The organism is Cellulosimicrobium funkei, from assembly GCF_900155925.1.
GTDB classification, from domain to species: domain Bacteria; phylum Actinomycetota; class Actinomycetes; order Actinomycetales; family Cellulomonadaceae; genus Cellulosimicrobium; species Cellulosimicrobium funkei.
Genome location: NZ_FTMI01000001.1, coordinates 560480 through 583141, shown reverse-complemented (window position 1 = coordinate 583141; position 22662 = coordinate 560480). Strand labels below are relative to the sequence as shown.

Annotated in this window: 15 protein-coding genes and 1 tRNA gene; 12 read left to right on the top strand and 4 right to left on the bottom strand. The window is 73.5% G+C overall.

From position 1 onward, the window contains the following. Positions 1 to 226: 226 nt before the first annotated feature. The 3 genes from BXA05_RS02510 to BXA05_RS02500 all read right to left on the bottom strand — a co-directional run bounded on the left by BXA05_RS02510 (position 227) and on the right by BXA05_RS02500 (position 3469). The gene (locus tag BXA05_RS02510; protein WP_074805223.1) at positions 227 to 1129 is read right to left on the bottom strand and encodes a carbohydrate ABC transporter permease; all 903 of its coding nucleotides are present in this window, start codon (positions 1127 to 1129) and stop codon (positions 227 to 229) included. Continuing rightward, complete coding sequence (locus tag BXA05_RS02505; protein WP_061267180.1) at positions 1126 to 2028, bottom strand: carbohydrate ABC transporter permease; 903 nt, start codon at positions 2026 to 2028, stop codon at positions 1126 to 1128. Before BXA05_RS02505 ends, BXA05_RS02510 begins: the two co-directional genes overlap by 4 nt. Positions 2029 to 2167: 139 nt before the next feature. Next, positions 2168 to 3469: an ABC transporter substrate-binding protein gene (locus BXA05_RS02500; RefSeq protein WP_076403706.1), complete on the bottom strand. Its 1302-nt coding sequence runs from the start codon at positions 3467 to 3469 to the stop codon at positions 2168 to 2170. Between the two features lie 369 nt (positions 3470 to 3838). On the opposite strand from BXA05_RS02500, the gene BXA05_RS02495 reads away from it, so the two are divergent. The 8 genes from BXA05_RS02495 (at position 3839) to BXA05_RS02460 (ending at position 16630) form a co-directional block, all read left to right on the top strand. Next, complete coding sequence (locus BXA05_RS02495; RefSeq protein ID WP_244550363.1) at positions 3839 to 4957, top strand: ROK family transcriptional regulator; 1119 nt, start codon at positions 3839 to 3841, stop codon at positions 4955 to 4957. Positions 4958 to 5007: 50 nt separating this feature from the next. Continuing rightward, complete coding sequence (locus BXA05_RS02490) at positions 5008 to 6084, top strand: substrate-binding domain-containing protein (protein WP_076403702.1); 1077 nt, start codon at positions 5008 to 5010, stop codon at positions 6082 to 6084. Next, positions 6081 to 6893, top strand: coding sequence for an ATP-binding cassette domain-containing protein (locus BXA05_RS02485; protein ID WP_083711284.1), 813 nt, complete (start codon positions 6081 to 6083; stop codon positions 6891 to 6893). The genes BXA05_RS02490 and BXA05_RS02485 overlap by 4 nt, the downstream gene beginning before the upstream one ends. Next, a complete protein-coding gene (locus tag BXA05_RS02480; protein ID WP_076403700.1) occupies positions 6890 to 8104 on the top strand; it encodes a sugar ABC transporter permease in 1215 nt (404 codons plus the stop codon). Before BXA05_RS02485 ends, BXA05_RS02480 begins: the two co-directional genes overlap by 4 nt. A gap of 1 nt (position 8105) precedes the next feature. Beyond that, positions 8106 to 9233 carry a LacI family DNA-binding transcriptional regulator gene (locus tag BXA05_RS02475; protein ID WP_206158449.1) on the top strand — a complete coding sequence of 376 codons (1128 nt, stop codon included), beginning with the start codon at positions 8106 to 8108 and terminating at the stop codon, positions 9231 to 9233. 285 nt (positions 9234 to 9518) lie between these two features. Then, positions 9519 to 14954: a GH92 family glycosyl hydrolase gene (locus BXA05_RS02470; RefSeq protein ID WP_083711282.1), complete on the top strand. Its 5436-nt coding sequence runs from the start codon at positions 9519 to 9521 to the stop codon at positions 14952 to 14954. 150 nt (positions 14955 to 15104) lie between these two features. Next, positions 15105 to 16385: an AGE family epimerase/isomerase gene (locus tag BXA05_RS02465; RefSeq protein ID WP_076403698.1), complete on the top strand. Its 1281-nt coding sequence runs from the start codon at positions 15105 to 15107 to the stop codon at positions 16383 to 16385. A gap of 53 nt (positions 16386 to 16438) precedes the next feature. Further along, positions 16439 to 16630 (top strand): hypothetical protein, encoded by a 192-nt coding sequence (locus tag BXA05_RS02460; protein ID WP_043652996.1) that lies wholly within the window; start codon positions 16439 to 16441, stop codon positions 16628 to 16630. A gap of 73 nt (positions 16631 to 16703) precedes the next feature. Here BXA05_RS02460 and BXA05_RS02455 read toward each other — a convergent pair. Continuing rightward, positions 16704 to 16774: transfer RNA gene (locus BXA05_RS02455), tRNA-Gly, on the bottom strand. A gap of 154 nt (positions 16775 to 16928) precedes the next feature. Here BXA05_RS02455 and BXA05_RS02450 point away from each other — a divergent pair. The 4 genes from BXA05_RS02450 (at position 16929) to BXA05_RS02435 (ending at position 22656) form a co-directional block, all read left to right on the top strand. After that, a complete protein-coding gene (locus BXA05_RS02450; RefSeq protein WP_061267174.1) occupies positions 16929 to 17501 on the top strand; it encodes a TM2 domain-containing protein in 573 nt (190 codons plus the stop codon). Between the two features lie 176 nt (positions 17502 to 17677). Beyond that, positions 17678 to 18253 carry a dCTP deaminase gene (gene dcd / locus BXA05_RS02445; protein WP_034652708.1) on the top strand — a complete coding sequence of 192 codons (576 nt, stop codon included), beginning with the start codon at positions 17678 to 17680 and terminating at the stop codon, positions 18251 to 18253. A 65-nt stretch (positions 18254 to 18318) separates the two neighbouring features. Next, positions 18319 to 19389, top strand: a complete 1071-nt coding sequence (locus BXA05_RS02440; protein WP_043653002.1) for a hypothetical protein — start codon at positions 18319 to 18321, stop codon at positions 19387 to 19389. 195 nt (positions 19390 to 19584) lie between these two features. Next, a complete protein-coding gene (locus BXA05_RS02435; protein ID WP_076403696.1) occupies positions 19585 to 22656 on the top strand; it encodes a Na+/H+ antiporter subunit A in 3072 nt (1023 codons plus the stop codon). Positions 22657 to 22662 lie beyond the last annotated feature (6 nt).

Below are 22662 nucleotides of genomic sequence, written 5' to 3'. Positions count from 1 at the left end.
GAGCGGGGTCCGCCGTGGACGGCGGTGCGGCGCGAGGTGCGGGTGCGGGGTGCGGAGCGCCGGTGCCCGCCATCCTGACAGCGCTGTCTGGCAGAGTCCAGAGGTTCGGCGAAACTGCCGCGGGTGAAGCCGCGGGCGGTGGGGAACGCGTCGAGGCCCGTCGGGGAGCGTGGCGGTGGCCATGCTCCCCGACGGGCCTCGGGACCGCGGTGGGCGGCCGGTCGGGTCAGCCCTTGACCGAACCGGACATCAAACCCCCGACGAAGTACTTGCCGAGGACGATGTACACGAGCAGCGTCGGGAGCGACGCGAAGAGCGCGCCGGCCATCGAGACGCCGTAGTTCTGCAGCAGCGCGCCGTTCGCCAGGTTGTTCAGCGCGAGCGTCACGGGGCCGTTCTGGCTGGAGGAGAAGAACACCGCGAAGAGGAAGTCGTTCCACGCGGACGTGAACTGCCAGATGAGCACGACCACGAAGCTCGGGATCGAGATCGGCAGGATGATCGACCAGTAGGTGCGCAGCATCCCGGCGCCGTCGACGCGCGCTGCCTCGACGAGCTCGTGCGGCACGGTCATGTAGTAGTTGCGGAAGATGAGCGTCGTGATGGGGATGCCGTAGATGACGTGCAGCAGGATCAGCGACGGCACGCCGCTCGGGATGCCCAGGCCCAGCACGAGCTGGTTGAGCGGGATCATCACGGCCTGGTACGGGATGAACATCCCGAAGAGGATGAGCGTGAAGACGATGTTCGCGCCCTTGAACGACCAGCGGGAGAGCACGAACCCGTTGAGCGACCCGAGGAAGGCCGCGATGATCGCGGACGGCACGACCATCTGCACCGTGCGCCAGATGGCGGGGGACAGCGCGGTCCACGCCGTCTGCCAGTTCTCCGTCGTCCACGTCTGCGGGAGCGACCACGCGCGCGCCGGCGACGCGTCGCCCGCGCCCTTGAAGCTCGTCACGAAGAGCACGTAGACGGGGATGAGGACGATGACGAGGAACAGCACGAGCGCCGCGTACTTGAGCGTGCGGCCGACCGAGAAGCGTTCGCGCGGCGTGCGGCGCGCGGGCCGGCGCGGCGTGCCGACGACGTCGGGGGCGGGGACGGCCGGCGTCGAGGTGGTCGTCATCGCTTCTCCTGACGGTTGGTGCGGATCAGGTAGGGCACGATGACGACGGCCACGATGATCAGCAGGATCGAGCCGACGGCTGCCGCGTTGGCGTAGTCGAAGCTCGACTTGAAGACGTACATGTCGACGGCCGGAACCTTGGTCTGGTAGTTCGCGGGCTTCGAGATCGACATGATGAGGTCGAACGCCTTGAGCGACATGTGGCCGATGATGATGAGCGCCGAGAGCGCGATGGGCGAGAGCTGTGGGAACAGCACGTGGCGGTAGAGCTTCCACTCGCTCGCGCCGTCCATGCGGGCGGCCTCGCGCAGCTCGTCGGGGATGCCGCGGAACCCGGCGAGGAACAGCGCCATGACGTAGCCGGAGAGCTGCCAGATCGCGGGGATCGCGATGGCCGTGATGCCCCACGTGACGTTGTTCCACCAGTTGTTCTGCAGGAAGTCGAGCCCGACGATCTGGAACAGCCGGTTGAGGCCGCTCGCCTGCTCGCCCTGGTTCGAGTTGAGCAGCCAGCGCCACACGACACCGGACGCGACGAACGACACGGCCATGGGGAACAGGTAGACGGAACGGAAGATCCCCTCACCCTTGACGGGCTTGTCGAGCATCCACGCCCACAGGAAGCCCATGAGCATCGTGCCGGCGAGGAAGACCACCGTGTAGAGCACGAGGTTCTTCAGCGAGTGCTGGAACGCTTCGCTGCCGAGGAGGGCCGTGTAGTTCTCGAACCACACGACGACCGACGGCTTCTGGCCCGTGGCCTGTGCCGCGGTGTGGTTGTCCGTGATCGACGTCTGGAAGTTCGCGCCGATCAGGCCGTAGACGAACACGCCGACGAGGATCAGCGAGGGCGCGAGCAGCAGCAGCGCTGGGCCGGCGCGTCGCAGTGACTTGAGCATGGTGGGTCTTCCCGGTCGTGGGGGCGTGGGCCGCGGCGCGGGGAGCGCCGGCGTCCCGGGGACGTGTTCCGGTCGCGCTGGTCCGCCGCGCGCCGTCGGGACGTGCCCGACGACGCGCGGCGGCTCCGGCGGAGCGGTGTCAGCCCTGCGCGGTGGCGGCGGCGAGCTCGGACTGGTAGGTCGCGAGGTCGGACCCGCCCGACGTGAACTTGCTCGTCGCGTCGGAGATCGCGTTGAGCGTCGCGACCGGGGCGGCGGCGCCGTGCGCGAGCGAGGAGACGATCGTGTCGTTGCCGAACGACTCGATCGCCGTCTGCTGGTACTCCGAGAACTCGGCGGGGTCGGCGTCGGTGCGGGCCGGGATGGAGCCCTTGGCCTTGTTGAACGCGACCTGGCCCTCGAGCGAGCCCACGGTCTCGAGCCACGCCTTGGCGCCGTCGGGGTGCGGGGCGCCCACCGGGAGGGTGAACGAGTCGGCGAGGAAGTCGAACACGCCGTCGGTGCCCGGGACAGGGAACGCGGTGAAGTCGGTGCCGAGCGTCTTGCCCTGCTCCTCGAACGCCGCGACGGCCCAGTCGCCCATGACGTTGAACGCGGCGTTGCCGTCGATCACCATCTGGGTCGCCTCGGGCCAGTCGAGCCCGTCACGGTCGGTGTTGGTGTAGCTCATGAGCTTCTCGAAGTCCTCGAGGGCGGCCGTGACATCGGCACCCTCCCAGTCCGTCGAGCCGTCCCACAGGCCGTTGTAGCCCTCGGCCCCGAGGTCCGCGAGGAGCACGGTCTCGAGGAGGTTGACCTGGGTCCAGGTCGTCGCGACCGACAGCGGCGTGACGCCCGCGGCCTTGAGCTTGTCGAGGTCCGCCATCCAGGCGTCGAGGTCCGCGTAGGTCGCGGCCGGGTCGACGCCGTTGGCCTCGAGGACCGTCGGGTTCGCCCAGACCACGTTCGCGCGGTGGATGTTCGACGGGATCGAGTAGATCGCGCCGTCGTCGGACTTGAGGCGGTCCACGAGGTCGGCCGGGAAGACGTCGGTGAGGCCGAACTCGTCGTAGAGCGAGGAGACGTCCTCGATCTGCGCGGCGTCGATGTAGTCCTGGAGCTCGGCACCGGCGTGCGCCTGGAACGTGTCCGGCGGGTCCTGGGCCTGGAGGCGGGACTGGAGGAGGTCCTTGGCGGCCGAGCCGGCGCCGCCGGCGACCGCGCCGTTGATGAACTCCACGTCGGGGTGCTGCTCCTCGAACACGCCGACCAGCGCGTCGAGACCCGCCTTCTCGGAGCCGGCGGCCCACCAGGTGAAGACCTCGACCTCGTCGCCGCCCCCCGAAGCGCCCCCGTCACCGGTGCCCCCGTCACCGGAACCACCGCCGCTGCACGCGGCGAGTGCGAGACCCACGAGGGCGGCCGTCGCCACCGTCGCGCTCGTCCTGCGATCGATTCGCATCGTGATATCCCTACGCCTTCTTCGGTCGTGGGGGACCGGCGGACGACCACGTCGCACCGGCCGGGCGCATCGGTGCGCCCTCGAACCCGAGGCCCATACAACGGCGGCCGACGCTTGATGTCAAGAAATGAACGCAAGCGACGCCGAATCGTGATGTTCGCGTCAAGGCATGGATTCAAGGCCGAGCGCCGCGCGGCCAGCATCATTCTGACAGCGCTGTCCAATTCCTGTCGAGCCCTGCCCCCGACCGGCACCGCGACGCGCCCACCTGGGCGCGCGCGTCCCGGCGGTATCCTGGCCGACGTGCGCGCTGACCGGGTGACACCGGGCTCGCAGACTTCACTGCGTGAGGCCAACCGAGCCCGGATCGTGAGCGCCGTCCAGCAGCGTGGCTCCCTCACGCAGATCGAGCTGGCCGGCGTCACCGGGCTGTCCCCGGCGACCGTCTCCAACATCGTCAAGGAGCTCACCGGCGCGGGCGTCCTGCACACCTCGCCGTCCACGCGCAGCGGACGGCGCGCCCTCCAGGTGACCCTCGCGCGCAACCTCGGGCTCGTCGCGGGGGTGCACTTCGGCACGCGCTCGATGCGCGTCGCGCTCGCGGACGCGTCCATGCGCGTGCTCGCCGACCAGCGCATGCCGCTCGCCCCGGACCACCGCGCCGACACCGGCCTCCAGCGCGCCGCGCTCCTCGTGGGGGAGATGGTCGCGTCGGTCGACGCGTCCCCCGACGAGCTGCTCGCCGTCGGGGTCGGGGTGCCCGCGCCCGTGGACGTGCGCGCCGGGCGCATCGCGACCGTCGGCATGATGCGCGGCTGGGACGGCGTCGTCGTCCCCGAGCTGCTCGAGGCCGAGCTCGGCGCGCCCGTGACGGTGGACAACGACGCCAACCTCGGCGCCCTCGCCGAGACCCGGTTCGGGGCGGCCGTCGGGCACGACGCCGTCGCCTACCTGCGCGTGTCCCACGGCGTGGGCGGCGGGCTCGTCCTGGGCGGGCGCGTCGTGCACGGCCGCGCGGGCGTCGCGGGAGAGATCGGGCACGTGACGATCGACGAGAACGGCCCGGTGTGCCGGTGCGGCAACCGCGGCTGCCTCGAGATGTACGTCGGCGCGGGCGTGCTGCTGTCCATGCTCTCCGAGAGCCGCGGCCACCTCACGTTGCGCGACGTCATCGCGCGGGCCCAGGAGGGGGACCCGGGCTGCCGCCGCGTCCTGTTCGACGCCGGTCAGCACCTCGGCGTCGCGGCCGCGAACCTGTGCAACCTCGTCGACCCGGAGATCGTCGTCGTCGGCGGGCAGCTCGCCGAGGCGGGCGAGTCGCTGCTCGGCCCGCTCCGCACCGCGCTCGAGCAGCGCACGGTCCCCAGCACGGCCGGCCCGGTGCGCGTCGTCGCGTCCGAGCTCGGGTCGGCCGCCGAGGTGCGCGGTGCGCTCGCCGTCGCGCTCGACCTCGCGCGCGTCAGCGGCTCCCTGGGGGTGAGCGCATGAGCGGGGACGGGGCTCGCCCGGGGAATGCCCGCCGTCGCGCGCGGGGTGCAGTGACGACGGGTGTGGCGGCCGTCGTCGTCGCGCTGCTCGCGCTCGTGGGCTGTGCGCCGCCGGAGGAGCCGGCCGGGCCGTCGGAGGGGACCATCGGGCTCCTGCTGCCCGAGGCCAAGACCGCACGCTACGAGACGACCGACCGCCCGACCTTCGTCGGGGTGGTCGAGCGGCGCTGCCCGTCGTGCGAGGTGCTGTACGCGAACGCCGCCCAGGACGCCGCGAACCAGCAGCAGCAGGCCGAGTCGATGCTCGCGCGCGGCGCGGACGTCCTCGTGCTCGACGCGGTCGACGCCGTCGCCGCGGTGAGCGTCGTCGCCGAGGCCCAGCGACTCGGCGTGCCCGTCATCGCCTACGATCGCTTCGTCGACGGCGCGGACTACTACGTCTCGTTCGACAACGAGCTCATCGGGTACCTCATGGGGGAGGCGCTCGTCGGCGCGGTCCTCGACCGTGCGGAGCAGGACCCGCCGGCGCAGGGCCGGCGGCCGGGCGTCCTGCTCGTCCAGGGCTCGCCGACCGACCCGAACGCCGCGGAGCTCACCGCCGGCGCACACCGCGCGCTCGAGGGAGAGGACATCGACGTGCTCGCCGAGTACGACACGCCCGACTGGAGCCCCGACAAGGCGACCGAGTGGGTCGAGGGGCAGCTCACGCAGTACCCGGGTCGCGTCGACGGCGTCTTCGCGGCGAGCGACGGCATCGCGGGCGGCGCCATCGCCGCGATGAAGGCCGCCGGCCTCGACCCGGTGCCGCCCACCACGGGCCAGGACGGCGAGCTCGCGGCCGTCCAGCGCGTCGTCTCGGGCGACCAGTACATGACCGTCTACAAGGCCACGACGGAGCAGGCGCGCACGGCCGCCGAGCTCGCCGTGCGGGTGCTGCGCGGCGAGGACCCGCGCGCGACCGTGGTGATCGACGGCGTCCCGAGCCTCCTGCTCGCGCCGCGCGCGGTCGGCGTCGACGACGTCCGGCGCGTCATCGTCGACGGCGGCGTCTACACGGTCGACGAGATCTGCACCCCGTCGTACGTCGACGCGTGCGTCGACGCGGGTCTCCTGGAGGCGGCACCGTGAGCGCCCCCGTCCTGACCCTGCGCGGGGTCTCCAAGAGCTTCGGCGGCGTCCGGGCGCTTGTCGACGTCGACGTCGAGGTGCGCGAGCACGAGGTCCTCGCCGTCGTGGGCGACAACGGCGCCGGCAAGTCGACGCTCGCGGGCGTCGTCGCGGGCGCGTTCCGCCCCGACGCGGGCGAGGTGCTGCTCGACGGCGCGCCCGTCGTGCTCGACTCGCCGGCGGCCGCGCGCCAGCACGGGATCGCGGCGGTGTTCCAGCAGCTCGCGCTCGTCGACGACCTCGACGTCGTCGAGAACGTGTTCCTCGGGCAGGAGGTCCTCCACGGGCCGTTCCTCGACGAGATCGCGATGGAGCGCGAGGCGTGGGGCCTGCTCGACCAGCTCGCCGCGACCGTCCCGTCCGTGCGGCAGCCGGTGCGCACGCTCTCGGGCGGCCAGCGGCAGGTTGTGGCGGTCGCACGCGCCCTCCTGGGGTCGCCGCGCGTGCTCGTCCTCGACGAGCCGACGGCGGCGCTCGGCGTCCGGCAGACGGCCGAGGTGCTCAACCTCATCGAGAAGCTGCGCGAGCGCGGGCACGCCGTCGTCCTCATCAGCCACCAGGCGGGCGACCTCCAGGCCGTCGCCGACCGCATCCTCGTGCTGCGGCTCGGCCGCGTGCACGGCGAGTTCCCGGGCGACACGTCCTACGAGGACCTGCTCGCCGCGATGACCGGCGCCGTGCGCCCGGCGCGCCCGGGCGGACCGATCGGGAGCGCGGGCGGGACCGAGCGCGAGCGGCGCACGGGCGGCACCGGGGCGGTGCACCGATGAGCGTCCCCGGCCGCACCTCGGGCGCGGCGCTCGACCGGCCCCTGACGGGCGCGCTGTCCGGGTCCGTCGTGCAGCAGCTGCGCGGCGCGCACCTCGGCATGCTGCCGATCGTCGCCGCGCTCGTGCTCATCTGGGTCGTGCTCGGCGCGATCAACCCCGCGTTCCTCTCCGCGGAGAACCTCGTCAACCTCACGCTCCAGAGCGCCCCCACGGGGATCATCGCGCTCGGCGTCGTGCTCGTGCTGCTCGTCGGCCAGATCGACCTGTCGGTCGGTTCGGTGAGCGGGCTCGCCGCGGCGGTGCTCGCCGTCGGGACGGTCGGGCTGGGCTGGCCGGTCGGGATCGCGATCGTCGCGGCGTTGGCCGTCGGGGTCGTCGTCGGGCTCGGGTACGGGCTGCTCTCCACGCGCCTCGGGCTCGCGTCGTTCGTCTTCACGCTCGCGGGCCTCCTGATCCTCGCGGGCGTGCAGCTGCGCGTCCTCGGTCCCAAGGGTTCGATCAACCTGCCGTTCGAGTCGTGGCTCGTGCGCACGGTCCAGCAGGGCTTCCTCGCCCCCGCGGTCGCGTGGGGCCTCGTGGTCGTGGTCGTGGCGGGGTACGCCGCGCTGCGGGTGACCGACCACGTGCGCCGCGTCCGGGCGGAGCTCCCCAGCCCGGGCCTGGCCCGCGTCGCGGTCCGGACGGCGGTCCTCGCGGCGGTGCTCGTCGCGACGGTCGCGTACCTCGGGACGGCGCGCGGGATCGGCTACACCGTGGTGCTCTTCGTGGCGCTCGTGGTCGTGGTCGACGTGCTGCTGCGCCGCACGCGGTGGGGACGCTCCGTGCGCGCCGTCGGGGGCAACCGGCGCTCCGCGCTCCTCGCGGGCGTCGCGGTGCGCCGCACGGTCGTCTCGTGCTTCGTCGCGTGCTCGACGTTCGCGGCGCTCGGCGGCGTCCTCGCCGCGGGGCGGCTCGCGGCGGCGAACCAGGGGACCGGCGCGGCGGACACCTACCTGACGGCGATCGCGGCCGCGGTCATCGGCGGCACGAGCCTGTTCGGCGGGCGCGGGAGCGCGTGGTCGGCGCTGCTCGGCGTGCTCGTGCTCCAGTCCATCGCGAACGGGCTCACGCTGCTCAACCTCGACACGGCCACGCGGTACATCGTGACCGGAGCGGTCCTGCTGCTCGCTATCGTCGTCGACATGCTGATTCGTGGTCGACGGGAGGTCTGAGATGGTGATGCAGGGGGAGAGCGCGGGGACGGTCCCGCCGGGCGAGGTCGGGGTCGTGGTCCCCGACATCCCGACGGGGGCGGCCGTGGCGCGTCCGCACGGCGGACGCGGAGGCCGGCGCCCGACGCTCGCCTCCGTCGCGGAGGTCGCCGGCGTGAGCCTCAAGACGGCCTCGCGCGTCCTCAACGACGAGCCGAACGTCGCGCCGCAGACGCGCGCCAAGGTCCAGGAGGCCGCGCAGCGGCTCGGCTTCCGGCGCAACGCCGTGGCCGCGGACCTCGCGCGCGGCGGCTCGTCGCGGCTCGTCGGCTTCGTCACCGGCGACCTCGCGAACCCGTTCTACTCCGCGCTGGCCAGCGGCATCGAGCGTGAGCTCCGCCACCACGGCCTCCAGCTCATCACCACGAGCTCGGACGAGGAGCCGGAGCGCGAGCGGTCGCTCACCGAGGCGCTCGTCGAGCGCCGCGTCGGCGCGCTCGTCGTCACCCCGACGTCGACGGACCACTCGGGCCTGCGCCGCGAGCTCGAGGACGGCCTGCCGGTCGTGTTCATCGACCGCCCCGCGCGCGGCGTCGAGGCGGACACGGTCGTCATCGACAACCGCGGGGGAGTGCGCGACGCCGTGACGCACCTCCTCGCGCACGGGCACCGCCGGATCGCGCTCGTGGGCGACGTGTCGCGCCTGTGGACGTTCCAGGAGCGTCGCGACGAGTTCGTCGCGACGCTGCGGGCCGCGGGCGTCGAGGACCCGGGCCGGTACGTGCGGGACGGCGCGCACGACGCCGACCTCGCGCGCGTGTTCGTCGCGGACCTCCTCGCCCTGCCCGAGCCCCCGACGGCGTTCGTCACGGCGAACAACAAGATCACGGTCGGCGCGCTCCACGCCCTGCGCGACCGCGAGTCGTCGGGCGGGGCGGCGGACGTCGCGCTCGTCGGCTTCGACGACTTCGAGCTCGCGGACCTCCTGCACGTGACGGTCGTGGGGTACGACGTCGTCGAGATGGGCCGGCAGGCGGCGGCGCTCGCGGTGTCCCGCGCCGAGAACCCGGAGCTCGCCCCGCGGCTCGTCGTGGTGCCGACGCGGCTCGTCGTCCGCGGCACGGGGGAGGTCCCCGGCCCCGCGGCCTAGGCGTGGCCGCGGTGCCCGTGCGCGTGTCGGTGCGAGCGCGGTCGTGCTGACGGCGTACGACCTCCTCCGCGGTCGAGCGGGTGGCGCGAAAGTCACACTGAGCGTGACTTTTGCGCCAGGGGGTCCTCTTGTCGGCGCCCTGTCGGCAGAGCCCTGACCGCGTTGACAAAGCCCGGAGCCGACGCATAAGTTCAGGTCGCCCCTGACAACGCTTCCCCCCTGCGCGTTGTCAGGGGCACCCCTGCAGCCTGACAGCGCTGTCAGACGATCGAAGGAGATCGCGGCATGACCAGACCACTCCCGTCCGGACGCGCGGTAGCGCGGTCCGGCAGCGGCCGCGCCCGGCCTCTCGGCCTCGTGCTCGCCGCCGCACTCGCCGTCCCGCTCGGGGTGCCTCTCGCGGCCCCCGCGGGAGCCCTCGCCGCCGCTCCCGCCGCGGCCGCCGAGCCGGGCGACTTCTCGTCGTCGTTCGAGTCCGGCGACCCGGCGGCGCTGCCCACCACGGTGGCCGAGCGCGACGGCGCGCCCTGGCAGGCGAACGTCGGCTCGTTCACGGCCGGCCTGCCCGGGAGCGTCCTCGGGCAGCTGAAGGGCGTCACCGCGAGCGCGCAGAACCTGCCCAACGAGGGCGCGGCGAACCTCGCCGACGGCAGCTCGGGCACCAAGTGGCTCGCGTTCGCGTCGACCGGCTGGGTCCGGTACGAGTTCGCCGAGCCCGTCTCGTTCGTCGCGTACACGATGACCTCCGGCGACGACGCCGCCGGTCGCGACCCGAAGACCTGGACGGTCGAGGGGTCGAACGACGGGTCCACGTGGACCGCGCTCGACCGGCGGACGGACGAGGACTTCCCGAACCGCCAGCAGACGCGCACGTTCGAGCTCGAGGCGCCCACCGCGGCGTACACGTACCTGCGCCTCAACGTCACGGCGAACTCGGGCGACTCCATCGTCCAGCTCGCCGGGTGGGACCTCTCGGCCGACCTGAGCGCCGGCCCGTCCGCGGCACCTATGACGACGAAGGTCGGCACCGGGCCGCGCGTCAGCTTCACCAACAAGGCGGGCGTCGGTTTCTCCGGCCTGCACTCGCTCCGGTACGACGGCTCGCACCTCGCCGACGGCGAGACCTACGCGACGAACGTGCTCTACGACGACGTGGACGTCGTCGTCGGCGAGGACACGCGCCTGAGCTACACGATCTTCCCCGAGCTGCTCGACGACCTGCAGTACCCGTCGACGTATGCGGCGGTGGACGTCCTGTTCACCGACGGGACCTACCTGTCCGACCTCGGCGCGCGCGACGCGCACGAGACGGTCGCGACCGCGCAGGCGCAGGGCGAGGGCAAGATCCTCTACGCGGACCAGTGGAACTCCGTGCGGGTCGACCTCGGCGACGTCGCCGCGGGCAAGACCGTGGACCAGGTGCTGCTCGGGTACGACAACCCCGGCGGCCACGCCGGGACGAAGTTCGCGGGCTGGCTCGACGACGTCGCGATCACGGCGGAGCCGGCCACGATCGACGGGTCGAGCCTCGCCAACTACGTGGACACGCGCCGCGGCACGCTCGCGTCGGGCAGCTTCTCGCGCGGGAACAACATCCCCGCGACGGCGACGCCCAACGGGTTCAACTTCTGGACGCCGTACACGAACGCCTCCTCGCAGAGCTGGCTGTACGAGTACCACAAGGCCAACAACGCCAACAACAAGCCCGTCCTCCAGGGCTTCGGGATCTCGCACGAGCCGAGCCCGTGGATGGGCGACCGCAACCAGCTGACGTTCCTCCCGTCGACGGCGTCGGGGACGCCCGACGCCACGCTCTCGACGCGCGGCCTCGAGTTCGACCACGCCGACGAGACGGCGCGGCCCGACTACTACGGGGTCACGTTCACCAACGGGTCCGCGATCGAGGCGACGCCCACCGACCACGGCGCGGTGCTCCGCTTCAGCTACCCCGGAGCCAAGGGCCATGTGCTCGTGGACAAGGTGGACGGCTCCTCCAAGCTCACGTACGACCAGGCCACGGGCACGATCTCCGGCTGGGTCGAGAACGGCTCGGGCCTGTCCGTGGGCCGCACGCGGATGTTCGTCGCCGGCACCTTCGACCGTAGTCCGACGGCGGTCGGGACGGCGGCGGGCAACCGTGCGGACGCGCGCTTCGCGACGTTCGACACGTCGTCCGACAAGACGGTCGAGCTGCGCGTCACGACGTCGTTCATCAGCCTCGACCAGGCGCGCAAGAACCTCGACCTGGAGGTGACGGGCAAGACCTTCACGGAGGTCAAGGCCGCCGCCGCGCAGGCGTGGAACGACCGCCTGGGGGTCATCGAGGTCGAGGGCGCGAGCGAGGACCAGCTCGTCACGCTGTACTCGAACCTCTACCGCCTCAACCTGTACCCGAACTCGCAGTTCGAGAACACGGGCACGGCGCAGGAGCCGGTGTACAGGTACGCGAGCCCGGTCTCCGCGACCACGGGCTCCGCGACGGACACGCAGACCAACGCGAAGATCGTCGACGGCAAGATCTACGTGAACAACGGGTTCTGGGACACGTACCGCACGGCCTGGCCGGCGTACTCGCTCCTCTACCCGGAGCTCGCGGCCGAGCTGGTCGACGGGTTCGTCCAGCAGTACCGCGACGGCGGCTGGATCGCGCGCTGGTCCTCGCCGGGCTACGCCGACCTCATGACGGGCACGAGCTCCGACGTGGCGTTCGCGGACGCGTACCTCAAGGGGTCGCTCCCCACGGGCACGGCGCTGGAGGCGTACGACGCCGCGCTGCGCAACGCGACCGTCGCGCCGCCGAGCAACGCCGTGGGCCGCAAGGGCCTGCAGACCTCGCCGTTCCTCGGGTTCACGCCGGAGTCCACGCACGAGTCCGTGTCGTGGGGCCTGGAGGGCCTGGTCAACGACTTCGGCATCGGCAACATGGCCGCCGCCCTCGCGGAGGACCCGGCGACGCCGGAGGAGCGCCGCGAGACGCTGCGCGAGGAGTCCGCGTACTTCCTCGAGCGGGCCACGCACTACGTCGAGCTGTTCGACCCCGAGGTCGACTTCTTCGTGCCGCGGCACGAAGACGGCACGTGGGCCGTCGACCCCGAGACGTACGACCCGGAGGCCTGGGGCGGCGGGTACACCGAGACGAACGGCTGGAACTTCGCGTTCCACGCCCCGCAGGACGGCCAGGGCCTCGCCAACCTCTACGGCGGCAAGCAGGGCCTCGAGGACAAGCTCGACGAGTTCTTCTCCACGCCGGAGAAGGGCGCCGGCAACGGCGGCATCCACGAGCAGCGCGAGGCGCGCGACGTCCGTATGGGCCAGTGGGGCATGAGCAACCAGGTGTCGCACCACATCCCGTGGCTCTACGACGCCGCGGGCGCGCCGTCGAAGGCGCAGGAGAAGGTCCGCGAGGTCACCCGCCGCCTGTTCGTGGGCAGCGAGATCGGCCAGGGCTACCCGGGCGACGAGGACAACGGCGAGATGTCGTCGTGGTGGATCTTCGCCTCGCTCGGCTTCTACCCGCTCCAGGTCGGCTCGGACCAGTACGCGGTCGGTTCGCCGCTGTTCGACAAGGCGACCGTGCACCTGCCGGACGGCGACCTCGTCGTCAACGCCGAGAACAACTCGGTCGACAACGTCTACGTGCAGTCCCTCGCGGTGGACGGCGAGGCCCGCACCTCGACGTCACTCTCCCAGGCGGACCTCTCGGGCGGCACGACGCTGGACTTCGTCATGGGTCCGGAGCCGTCGGACTGGGGCACGGGCGAGGACGACGCGCCGCCGTCGCTCACCGAGGGCGACGAGCCCCCGACGCCGGTGCAGGACGCGACGACGGCGGGCCTCGGCACCACCACCGTCGCCGACGGCGACGCGACCACGAGCGCCGCGGCGCTCACGGACAACACGTCCGGGACGCGCACGACGTTCGCCACCACGACGCCGTCGATCACGTGGGCGGGCAACGGCATCCGCCCGACCGTCGGGTCGTACACGCTGACCTCCGGGGCGAGCGGGACGGCGTCGCCGTCCGCATGGACCCTCGAGGGTTCCGACGACGGCGAGACGTGGACGACGCTCGACGAGCGGTCCGGCGAGCAGTTCCGCTGGGCCCTGCAGACGCGGCCGTTCACGGTCGCGGAGCCGACGGCGTTCGCGCGGTACCGGGTCACGGTCACCGCGACGTCGGGCTCCGGCGCGCTGTCGCTCGCCGAGGTCGAGCTCCTCGCCGACCCGAAGGAGTCGGGGGCCGAGGAGCTCACCCTCTCGGCCGCGCCGGACCGTGACGGCGTCACGGGCCGCGAGGTCTCGGGCTCGTTCGCGACCCTCACCGGGGTCGAGGGCGACGTCGCGGCGCTCGACGTGCAGGTCGCGTTCGGCGACGGCTCCGAGCCGGTCGCCGGGACGCTGCGGGCGGGCGCGTTCGGCGGGTACGCGGTGGACGCCGCGCACACGTGGACCGCACCCGGCGTCTACCCCGTGACCGTCACGGTCTCGGGCGAGGGGATCGAGACCGTCTCGGCCTCCTCGTACGTCAGCGTCTCGCTCCTGCGCGAGGGCTCGCTGCTCGCCGCGTACGACAACGTCTGCATCGGCGACGCCGGGACGACGGTCGGCTCGTGCGACGGCCAGGGCGTGTTCTTCGACCGGGCGCAGCTCGCGGCGAAGGGCTTCGTCCAGGGCGAGCGCGCGACGGTGCCGGGCACGGACCTCGCGTTCGACGTCCCGGCGGTCCCCGCCGGGCAGCCGGACAACGCCACGGGCGACGGGCAGACCATCGAGCTCGACGTCCCCGCGGACGCGGAGCAGCTCTCGGTGATCGGCACGGGCACGGAGAAGAACCAGCAGGCCACCGGCACGCTGACCTTCGACGACGGCTCGACCCAGCCGATCGACCTGAGCTTCGGCGACTGGTCGGGCGCGGCCCGCAACCCCGTGTTCGGCAACATCCCCGTCGCGGTGACGGACAGCCGCCTCCGCGGTGGCAGCCCGCAGACCGGCACCCCCGCCGCGTTCTTCGCGACGGCGCCGATCACCCTCCCCGAGGGCAAGCGGCCCGTGAGCCTCACGCTCCCGGACCAGCCGGGCGAGCTCTCGCGCGACGGCCGCATCCACGTGGTCGCGGTCGCGCACGACGGCACGTTCGCCGAGCACCCCGCGCTCGAGGTCACGGCCGCGGAGGGCGTGACGCTCGCCGTCGGGCAGACCTCGGACGTGGCGCTCGCCCAGGTGGCGGGCGGCCGCGAGGGCGCCGACCTCCGGGCGGCGGTCACGTGGGGCGACGGCTCCGACGTCGCGGCCGGCACGGTGGCCGACGGGTCGGTCTCCGGCTCGCACGCCTACACGGCGGCCGGGACGTACACCGCGTACGTCGTGGTCGACGACGGCTGGACCAGCCGGGTGGTCGAGGTCCCCGTGACCGTGACCGAGGCGGAGCCGGCCCTCGCCGTCGACGTCACGGTGAGCACCCGCTGCCTCGCCGGCAAGGCGTACGTCGCGGTCCGCGCCGAGAACGGCGAGGACGTGCCGCTCGCGATCCGGCTCGTCACGCCGTTCGGCACCAAGGAGGTCGCGGCCGTCGCGCCGGGCGCCAACGCCTACCAGTCGTTCGCGACGCGGGCCACGGCGGTCGAGGCCGGCACCGTCACCGTCGAGGCGACGCGCGGCACCGGCGACGAGGAGGTGACGGCGTCGATCCAGGCCGACTACGCCGCCGTGACCTGCGGCTGAACCCCTGAGCCCGCCCCGCCCCGCGTCCGACCGGGGTGAGGCAGGCATGCACCACCGGCGGTGCCCCGGGATGATCGTCCCGGGGCACCGCGCCGTACGGGCACCGCGCCCGGTGCGGCGCCACGCACCCAGCACGAGAAGGACCGAGAGATGACCGAGCACCCGACCGAGCAGCCCACGCCAGCGACCGACCTGCGGCGCTGGCGTCGCGAGCAGCTCGCCGACCTGCTGCGCTTCGGCGAGGCGTCGCTGCGCGCGGACGGCGCCGCGCAGTGGCTCGACGACGACGGGCGCCCCGACCTGTCGCAGCCGGTGCACACGTGGATCACGTCGCGCATGGCGCACGTGTACGCGTTCGCGTCGCTCCTCGGCGTGCCGGGGGCGGGGGAGCGGGCCGACGCCGCGCTTCACGGGCTGCGGGCGGTGCTCGTCGACGCCGAGAACGGCGGCTGGGTCTCGTCGCGCGGCCCCGCGCGGCGCCCGGGCGACGGCCACGACCCGGCGGCGGGCGAGGCCGTCCCGGTGGACGGGACGAAGAGCGCCTACGCGCACGCGTTCGTGGTGCTCGCCGCGGCGTCGGGCACGATCGCTGGCCGCGAGGGCGCGCGCGAGCTGCTCGACGCGGCGCTCGCCGTGCTCGACGAGCGGTTCTGGGAGCCCGGACCGCGGATGCACGCCGACGAGTGGTCGCGCGACTGGACCGTGCTCGACGAGTACCGCGGCGTCAACGCGAACATGCACTCCGTCGAGGCGCTCCTCGCCGCGCACGACGCGACGGGCGACCCCGAGTGGCTCGCGCGCGCGGCGTCGGTCGCGGACCGCGTCGTGGGGTGGGCGCGCGAGAACGCCTGGCGCATCCCCGAGCACTTCGACGCCGGCTGGAACCCCCTGCCGGACTACAACGCGGACCGCCCCCGCGACCCCTTCAAGCCCTACGGGTCGACGCCGGGCCACGGCCTGGAGTGGGCACGCCTGCTGCTCCAGGTCGACGTCGCGGCCGGGACCCCCGGCGCCCGCACCGACGCGGCGGTCGCCCTCTTCGACCGGGCCGTCGCGGACGGCTGGGACGGCGAGCACGGCGGCGGCTTCGTGTACACGGTCGACTGGTCGGGCACGCCGGTCGAGCCCCGGCGCTACCACTGGGTCGCGGCGGAGGCCGTCGCGGCCGCCGACGTGCTGGGCCGCGTCACGGGCGACCCTCGGTTCGCCGAGGCCGCCGCGGGCTGGTGGGAGTGGATCGACGAGCACCTCGTCGACCACGAGCGCGGGTCGTGGCACCACGAGCTCGACACCGCCAACCGGCCCGACGGCGTCACGTGGGTCGGCAAGCCCGACGTCTACCACGCGGCCCAGGCCGTGATCCTGCCCGACCTGCCGCTCACCGGCTCCCTCGCCGCCTCGGCCAAGGCCGCGGGCAGCATCCTGGGCTGACGCCCGGGCCTCGGACCGCCGAACCCGGGGTCGCGCGCCACGTCACCGTCGCCGTGGCGCGCGACCTCGGGCTCGGCGACGACACCCCCATCAAGAATCGTTTTCTTGAGGGGGGTTCCGTGTTCGTCGGGAGCGTCCGGTGGCACGCTCGCACGCTCTTCGCCGCGCGTGACGTCGCCACCGAGGGCGATCTGCGCCTGTCCCGGGTGTGGACGGCAGACGATCTGCTGGCGGCGTGGCCGTGACGAAGCGCGTCCGGCCTGAGGCCCACGACGACGAGAGCCCCGCACCGGACCGGTGCGGGGCTCTCGCAGGCTGAGCGGGTGACGGGAATCGAACCCGCGCTATCAGCTTGGGAAGCTGAAGTTCTACCATTGAACTACACCCGCGCGGCGCCGGTGGCGTCCGCCCCGGGCCCTCTGGGAGGATCCTCGGCGAACCAGCGCGCGACCCGATCATAGCGGACGACGCCGGTGATGCCAGAACCGCCCGCACCACGACCAGTCCCGCGCCGACGAGCGGCGCGCCGCCCGAGGAGCCGCCTTGTCCGAGAACCCGTACCAGCAGCAGCCCGACCCGTCGCAGGGGAGCCCCGCCCCCGGCGACCCGGTCTACGGCGGCCCCGCCACGCCGTCGGGCCCGACGCCGGGCTCCGGCCAGCAGCCCGGGGCCGGTGACGCGTACGGCCAGCAGGCGTACGGGACGCCGGGTGCTCCGGGCTACGGACAGCCGACGCCCGACCAGGGCTACGGCTCCGCCCCGCAGCCGGGCTACGCCCAGCAGGGATACGGCCAGCAGCCGGGCTACGCGCAGCCCGGCGCCTACGGTCAGCCCGGCGCGTACGGCCAGCCCGGCTACGACCCGGCGTACGACCCCCAGGCGAAGTCGCGCCTCGCCGCGGGCCTGCTGGGCATCCTCGTCGGCAGCCTCGGCATCCACCGCTTCTACCTCGGGTACACCGGCATCGGCCTGACGATGCTGCTCGTGTCGGTGCTGTCCTTCGGGTTCGCGGCGCCGGTCATCGCGATCTGGGGCCTGGTCGAGGGCATCCTCTACCTGACCTCGAAGACGGGCTACTACTCCGTGGACTCGACGGGCCGCCCGCTGCGCGCCTGACCTCCCGTCCGCGGGCGGGGGCCGCGCCGCCTCGACGACGAGCCGGCGCGGCCCCGCGCCCGACGGCGCTCGGCCCGCGCTGACCCAGGGCGCCGGTCGGGGGTGCCGATCCAGGGCGCCGATCCACGGTGCGGAGCCCGGTCCGGGCACGCTCCGGCGTCGGCTAGCGTGGGCCCGTGCTGCTCTCCGACCGCGACATCCGGGCCGAGCTCGACGCCGGCCGCGTCCAGCTCGAGCCGTACGACCCGGCGATGCTCCAGCCGTCGAGCATCGACGTGCGCCTCGACCGGTTCTTCCGGCTGTTCGACAACCACAAGTACCCCTTCATCGACCCGTCGCAGGACCAGCCCGACCTCACGCGGCTCGTCGAGGTCGACCCGGCCGAGCCGTTCGTGCTCCACCCCGGGGAGTTCGTGCTCGGGTCGACGTTCGAGACGGTCACGCTGCCCGACGACGTGGCGGCGCGCCTGGAGGGCAAGTCGAGCCTGGGCCGCCTGGGCCTCCTCACGCACTCCACGGCGGGGTTCATCGACCCGGGCTTCTCCGGGCACGTGACGCTCGAGCTGAGCAACGTGGCGACGCTGCCGATCACCCTGTGGCCGGGCATGAAGATCGGCCAGCTGTGCTTCTTCCGGCTGTCCTCGCCCGCCGACAACCCGTACGGCTCCAGCGTCTACGGCTCCCGCTACCAGGGCCAGCGCGGCCCGACGGCCTCCCGCTCGTGGCAGAACTTCCACCGCACCGACGTCTGAGCGCGGCCCGCCGCGTCGGACGCCGCTCGACCCCGCAGGACCCGAGGACCGGAGGACCGCACCGCATGAGCCCGCTCCCGCCGCTGCCGCACCCCGCCGGGCCCGGCGCCGCGCAGTCCTACCAGGCGCGGCACGTGCTGGGGCTGCCCGCCGACGTCCACGTGGACGAGGTCGAGACGCTCGCGCTCTCGCGGTTCGCGGGCGCGCGCTGGGACGTCGCGCCGGAGGGCACCGAGCCCCTCGTGCCGCCCGCGCGCACCGCGCGGCCGGGCGAGCCGGGGGTCCTGCGCACGTCGCGCCACACGACGCTCACCGGCCCGTACGCGGGCCCCGGCTCGGGCGTGCCGGGCACCGCGCTCGTGTTCGACGTCGTCTGCCCCCGCGAGCGCGGGGACGTCCCCTACCCGGGCGGCGGGGACCGGGACGGCGTCGGGCGCGCGTTCCCCGGCGGCCTGCCGGTCCGGGAGGAGGAGCGCGTGGTCGCGTTCCTCGTCGCGGCGGCGCGCCGCCTCGGCGGGTCGGTCCGGACCGACGTCGGCAACCCGGCGGGGGCGGGCGTCGTCCTCACGCCGGACCCGGGTGTCGCCGTCGACATGACGCTGTACTCGGACGTGTGGCTCGACCCGCACGCCGCGCTCGCGCTCGTCGGCCGGCTCCACCCCCGCACGCGGCTCGCGACGGAGGGCAAGCCGTACGAGGGGCCGCCGAAGGGCATCGCGGAGCTGCCGCTCTACCCGGGCGAGAAGATGGACCCCGAGCTGCGGCGCGCGCTGCACGCCGCGGCGGACGACGTCGACATCAAGGCGCTGACCGCCGGTGCGGTGCTCGACGGGTACGGCCTCCTCGTCGACCTGGGCATGGACGGGCTCGTCGCGGTCGAGGTCGGCGGCGAGGAGGCGCTGCCCCTCCTGCTGCGCGGGCTGCCGTGGACGGTGGGCGGGGCGGTGAGCTACCGCGTGCGCTGGGAGCCGCAGGACCTCGCGGAGTCCCAGCGGGAGCAGCCGTCGCTCGACCACCAGATCGCGCGCAAGCGCGCCGCGGAGGTGGTCACGCAGGTCACGCGGACGCTGCACCAGGCGGTCGGCGGGGAGATCGCGGACGAGGCGGAGTTCCTCGTGGACCCCGAGGATCTGTGACGGCCTACTGAGGAATCGGTCACGGACGGGGCTACGGGCGCCCCGCACGGCTGAGGAGTCGGTAAAATGGTTCTCGGCCCGGCCTCGTCGGCGCCGTGAACTGTCGTGCCCTGCGGCTTCCCCCCGCCCGGGCGCGGCGATGACAAGTCCAGCAAGAACTTCGCCCACCCGCCCCCGACCCGGACGGAGCGGCCCGTGCTCTACGTGCTCCTTGCCCATCTCGTGATGGCACTGGGCGCGCCTGCACTCGTCTCGTTCCTCGGCCGCCGGGCGTTCCTCGTCATGGCGCTCGCGCCGGCGTCCGCGGCGGCCTACGCGCTCGCCTGGACCGACCGCGTGATGTCGGGGGAGCACCCGACGCAGGTCATCGAGTGGGTGCCCGGGCTGGGGCTCGAGCTCGCCTTCCGCATGGACACGCTGTCGTGGCTCATGCTGCTGCTCGTCGGCGGCGTGGGCGCCCTCGTCCTCGTCTACTGCTCGGCCTACTTCTCGCCCACCGCGCAGGGCCTGCGGCGGTTCGGCGGCGTCCTCACCGCGTTCGCGGGGGCGATGGTCGGGCTCGTCACCGCGGACGACATGCTGCTCCTGTTCGTGTTCTGGGAGCTCACGACGGTCTTCTCGTACCTGCTGATCGGCCACTACGCCGACCGCAAGGCGAGCCGTCGCGCCGCCATGCAGGCGATCATCCTCACCACCGCGGGCGGCCTCGCCATGCTCGTGGGGGTCGTGATCCTCGGTGTCCAGGGCGGGACGTTCCGCATGTCCGAGATCATCGCGGACCCCCCGACGGGCGGCGCCGTGACCGCCGCGATCGTCTGCCTCCTCGTGGGCGCGGCGAGCAAGTCCGCGCTCATCCCGCTGCACTTCTGGCTCCCCGCCGCGATGGCGGCGCCTACGCCGGTGAGCGCCTACCTGCACGCGGCCGCGATGGTCAAGGCCGGTGTCTACCTCGTCGCGCGCTTCGCGCCCGCCTACTCGGACACGACGGTCTGGCGCACGCTCGTCGTCGTGCTCGGCGCGGGCACCCTGCTCGTGGGCGGCTACCGCGCGCTGCGGCAGTACGACCTCAAGCTCGTCCTCGCGTTCGGCACCGTGAGCCAGCTCGGCCTCATCATCCTGCTCGTGGGCCTCGGGACGCGCGGGGCCGCGCTCGCCGGGCTCGCCATGATCGGCGCGCACGCGATGTTCAAGGCCTCGCTGTTCCTCGTCGTCGGCGTGGTCGACGCCGCGGCCGGCACGCGCGACCTGCGCCGCCTCACGGGCGTGGGCAAGGCCCTGCCGTGGACCGCGGTCGCGGGCGGGCTCGCCACCGCGTCGATGATCGGGCTGCCGCCGTTCGCCGGGTACGTCGCGAAGGAGGCGGCGCTCGAGTCGCTCCTGCACGGCGAGGGGCCGGTCTGGGTCGACACGGTCGTGCTGTGGTCGGTCGTCGTCGGCTCGATGTTCACGGTCGCGTACGGCCTGCGCTTCTGGTGGGGCGCGTTCGCGTCCAAGCCGCACCTCGGCCGGTCGCCCGCGCGCGCCAACGCGCACGAGAAGGCGTGGGGCGCCGGCGCCGGTACCGGCACCGCGCGCCGCCCGGTCGTCGAGGCCGAGGAGCCGCCGATCGACCCGGCGCGTATCCACCGCCAGCCGTTCCTGCTCGTGGGCCCGGCCGTCGTGCTCGCGGTCCTCGGCCTCGCGACGGCGCTCGTGCCGCACTTCGGCGAGGACCTCCTCGCCCCGTACGCGGACACGTACCCCGTCGGCGAGCCCGGGCACCTCGTCCTGTGGGCCGGCTTCACGCCCGCGCTCGCCCTGACGGTCCTCGTGCTCGCGGTCGGTGTCGTGCTGTTCTGGCAGCGGTCGCGCGTCGAGCGGTTCCAGGCGTCGCTGTGGACGGGGCCCGAGGCCGACGTCACGTACCGCAAGGTCATGCGCAAGCTCGACGACCTGGCCGCCGACATCACGGCCGTCACGCAGCGTGGTTCGCTCCCGTTCTACCTCGGCGCGATCCTCGTGGTCCTCGTGCTCGGCCCGGGCGTCGTCATGGTCGCGCAGACCGCGTGGCCCGAGCAGCTCCGGGCCTGGGACCGTCCCGCGCAGCTCGTCGCCGTCGCCGCGATCTGCATCGCCTCGGTGCTCGCCGCGCGCTCGCGCCGCCGGCTCAAGGCCGTGATCCTCGTCGGGATCGCGGGGTACGGCAACGCCGTCCTCTTCCTCCTGCACGGCGCGCCCGACCTCGCGCTCACGCAGGTCCTCGTCGAGACGATCACGCTCGTCGTCATGGTGCTCGTGCTGCGGCGCCTGCCCGCGTACTTCTCGAACCGGCCGCTCGCGGCGAGCCGGTGGGTCCGCCTGGGCATCGGCCTCGCGGTGGCCGTCGTCATGATGGGCTTCGCGCTCGTCGCGCCGCTCGCGCGCGTCGCGACGCCCATCTCGGTGGACTTCCCGGCCGAGGCCTACGAGTTCGGGCACGGCAAGAACATCGTCAACGTGACCCTCGTGGACATCCGCGCGTGGGACACGATGGGCGAGATCTCCGTCCTCCTGGCCGCCGCGACGGGCGTCGCGTCGCTCGTGTTCCTGCGCTCGCGCAGCGGCGAGATCCTGCGCGCGTCGGGGGCCCGACCCGCGACCACGGCCACCGGCTCCGGCGTCTGGAGCGACACCGACGACCCGGGTGCCGCGCTGCGCCGCCGCGGGGTCACGGAGAAGGACCAGCCGCGCATGCTCGTGTGGCTGAGCGCCGGGCGCACCCTCGCGCCCCAACGGCGCTCGGTGATCTTCGAGGTCGTCACGCGCGTGCTGTTCCACGCCATGATCGTCTTCGCGCTCTTCCTGCTGTTCTCCGGCCACAACGCGCCGGGCGGCGGGTTCGCGGCGGGGCTCGTCGTCGGCATCGCGCTCATCGTGCGCTACCTCGCGGGCGGGCGGTACGAGCTCGGCGAGGCCGCGCCCGTCCACCCGGGTCTGCTCCTCGGGACGGGCCTGTTCCTGTCCGCGGGCGTGGGTCTCGTCGCGTTCCTGCTCACCGGCAACGTGCTCGGCAGCGAGGCCTACGACCTCGCGCTCCCGCTCGTCGGGGAGATCCACCTCGTGACGTCGCTGTTCTTCGACGTCGGCGTGTTCCTCGTCGTCGTGGGCCTCGTCCTCGACATCCTGCGCACGCTCGGCGCCGAGATCGACCGGCACGCGGAACGCGCCGCCGCGGGCCGCGAGCCCGGCGAGGACACGGGGCCGTTCGAGGCCATGGAGCCCGACTCGATCGGAGGTGGCCGCCGGTGAACGTCA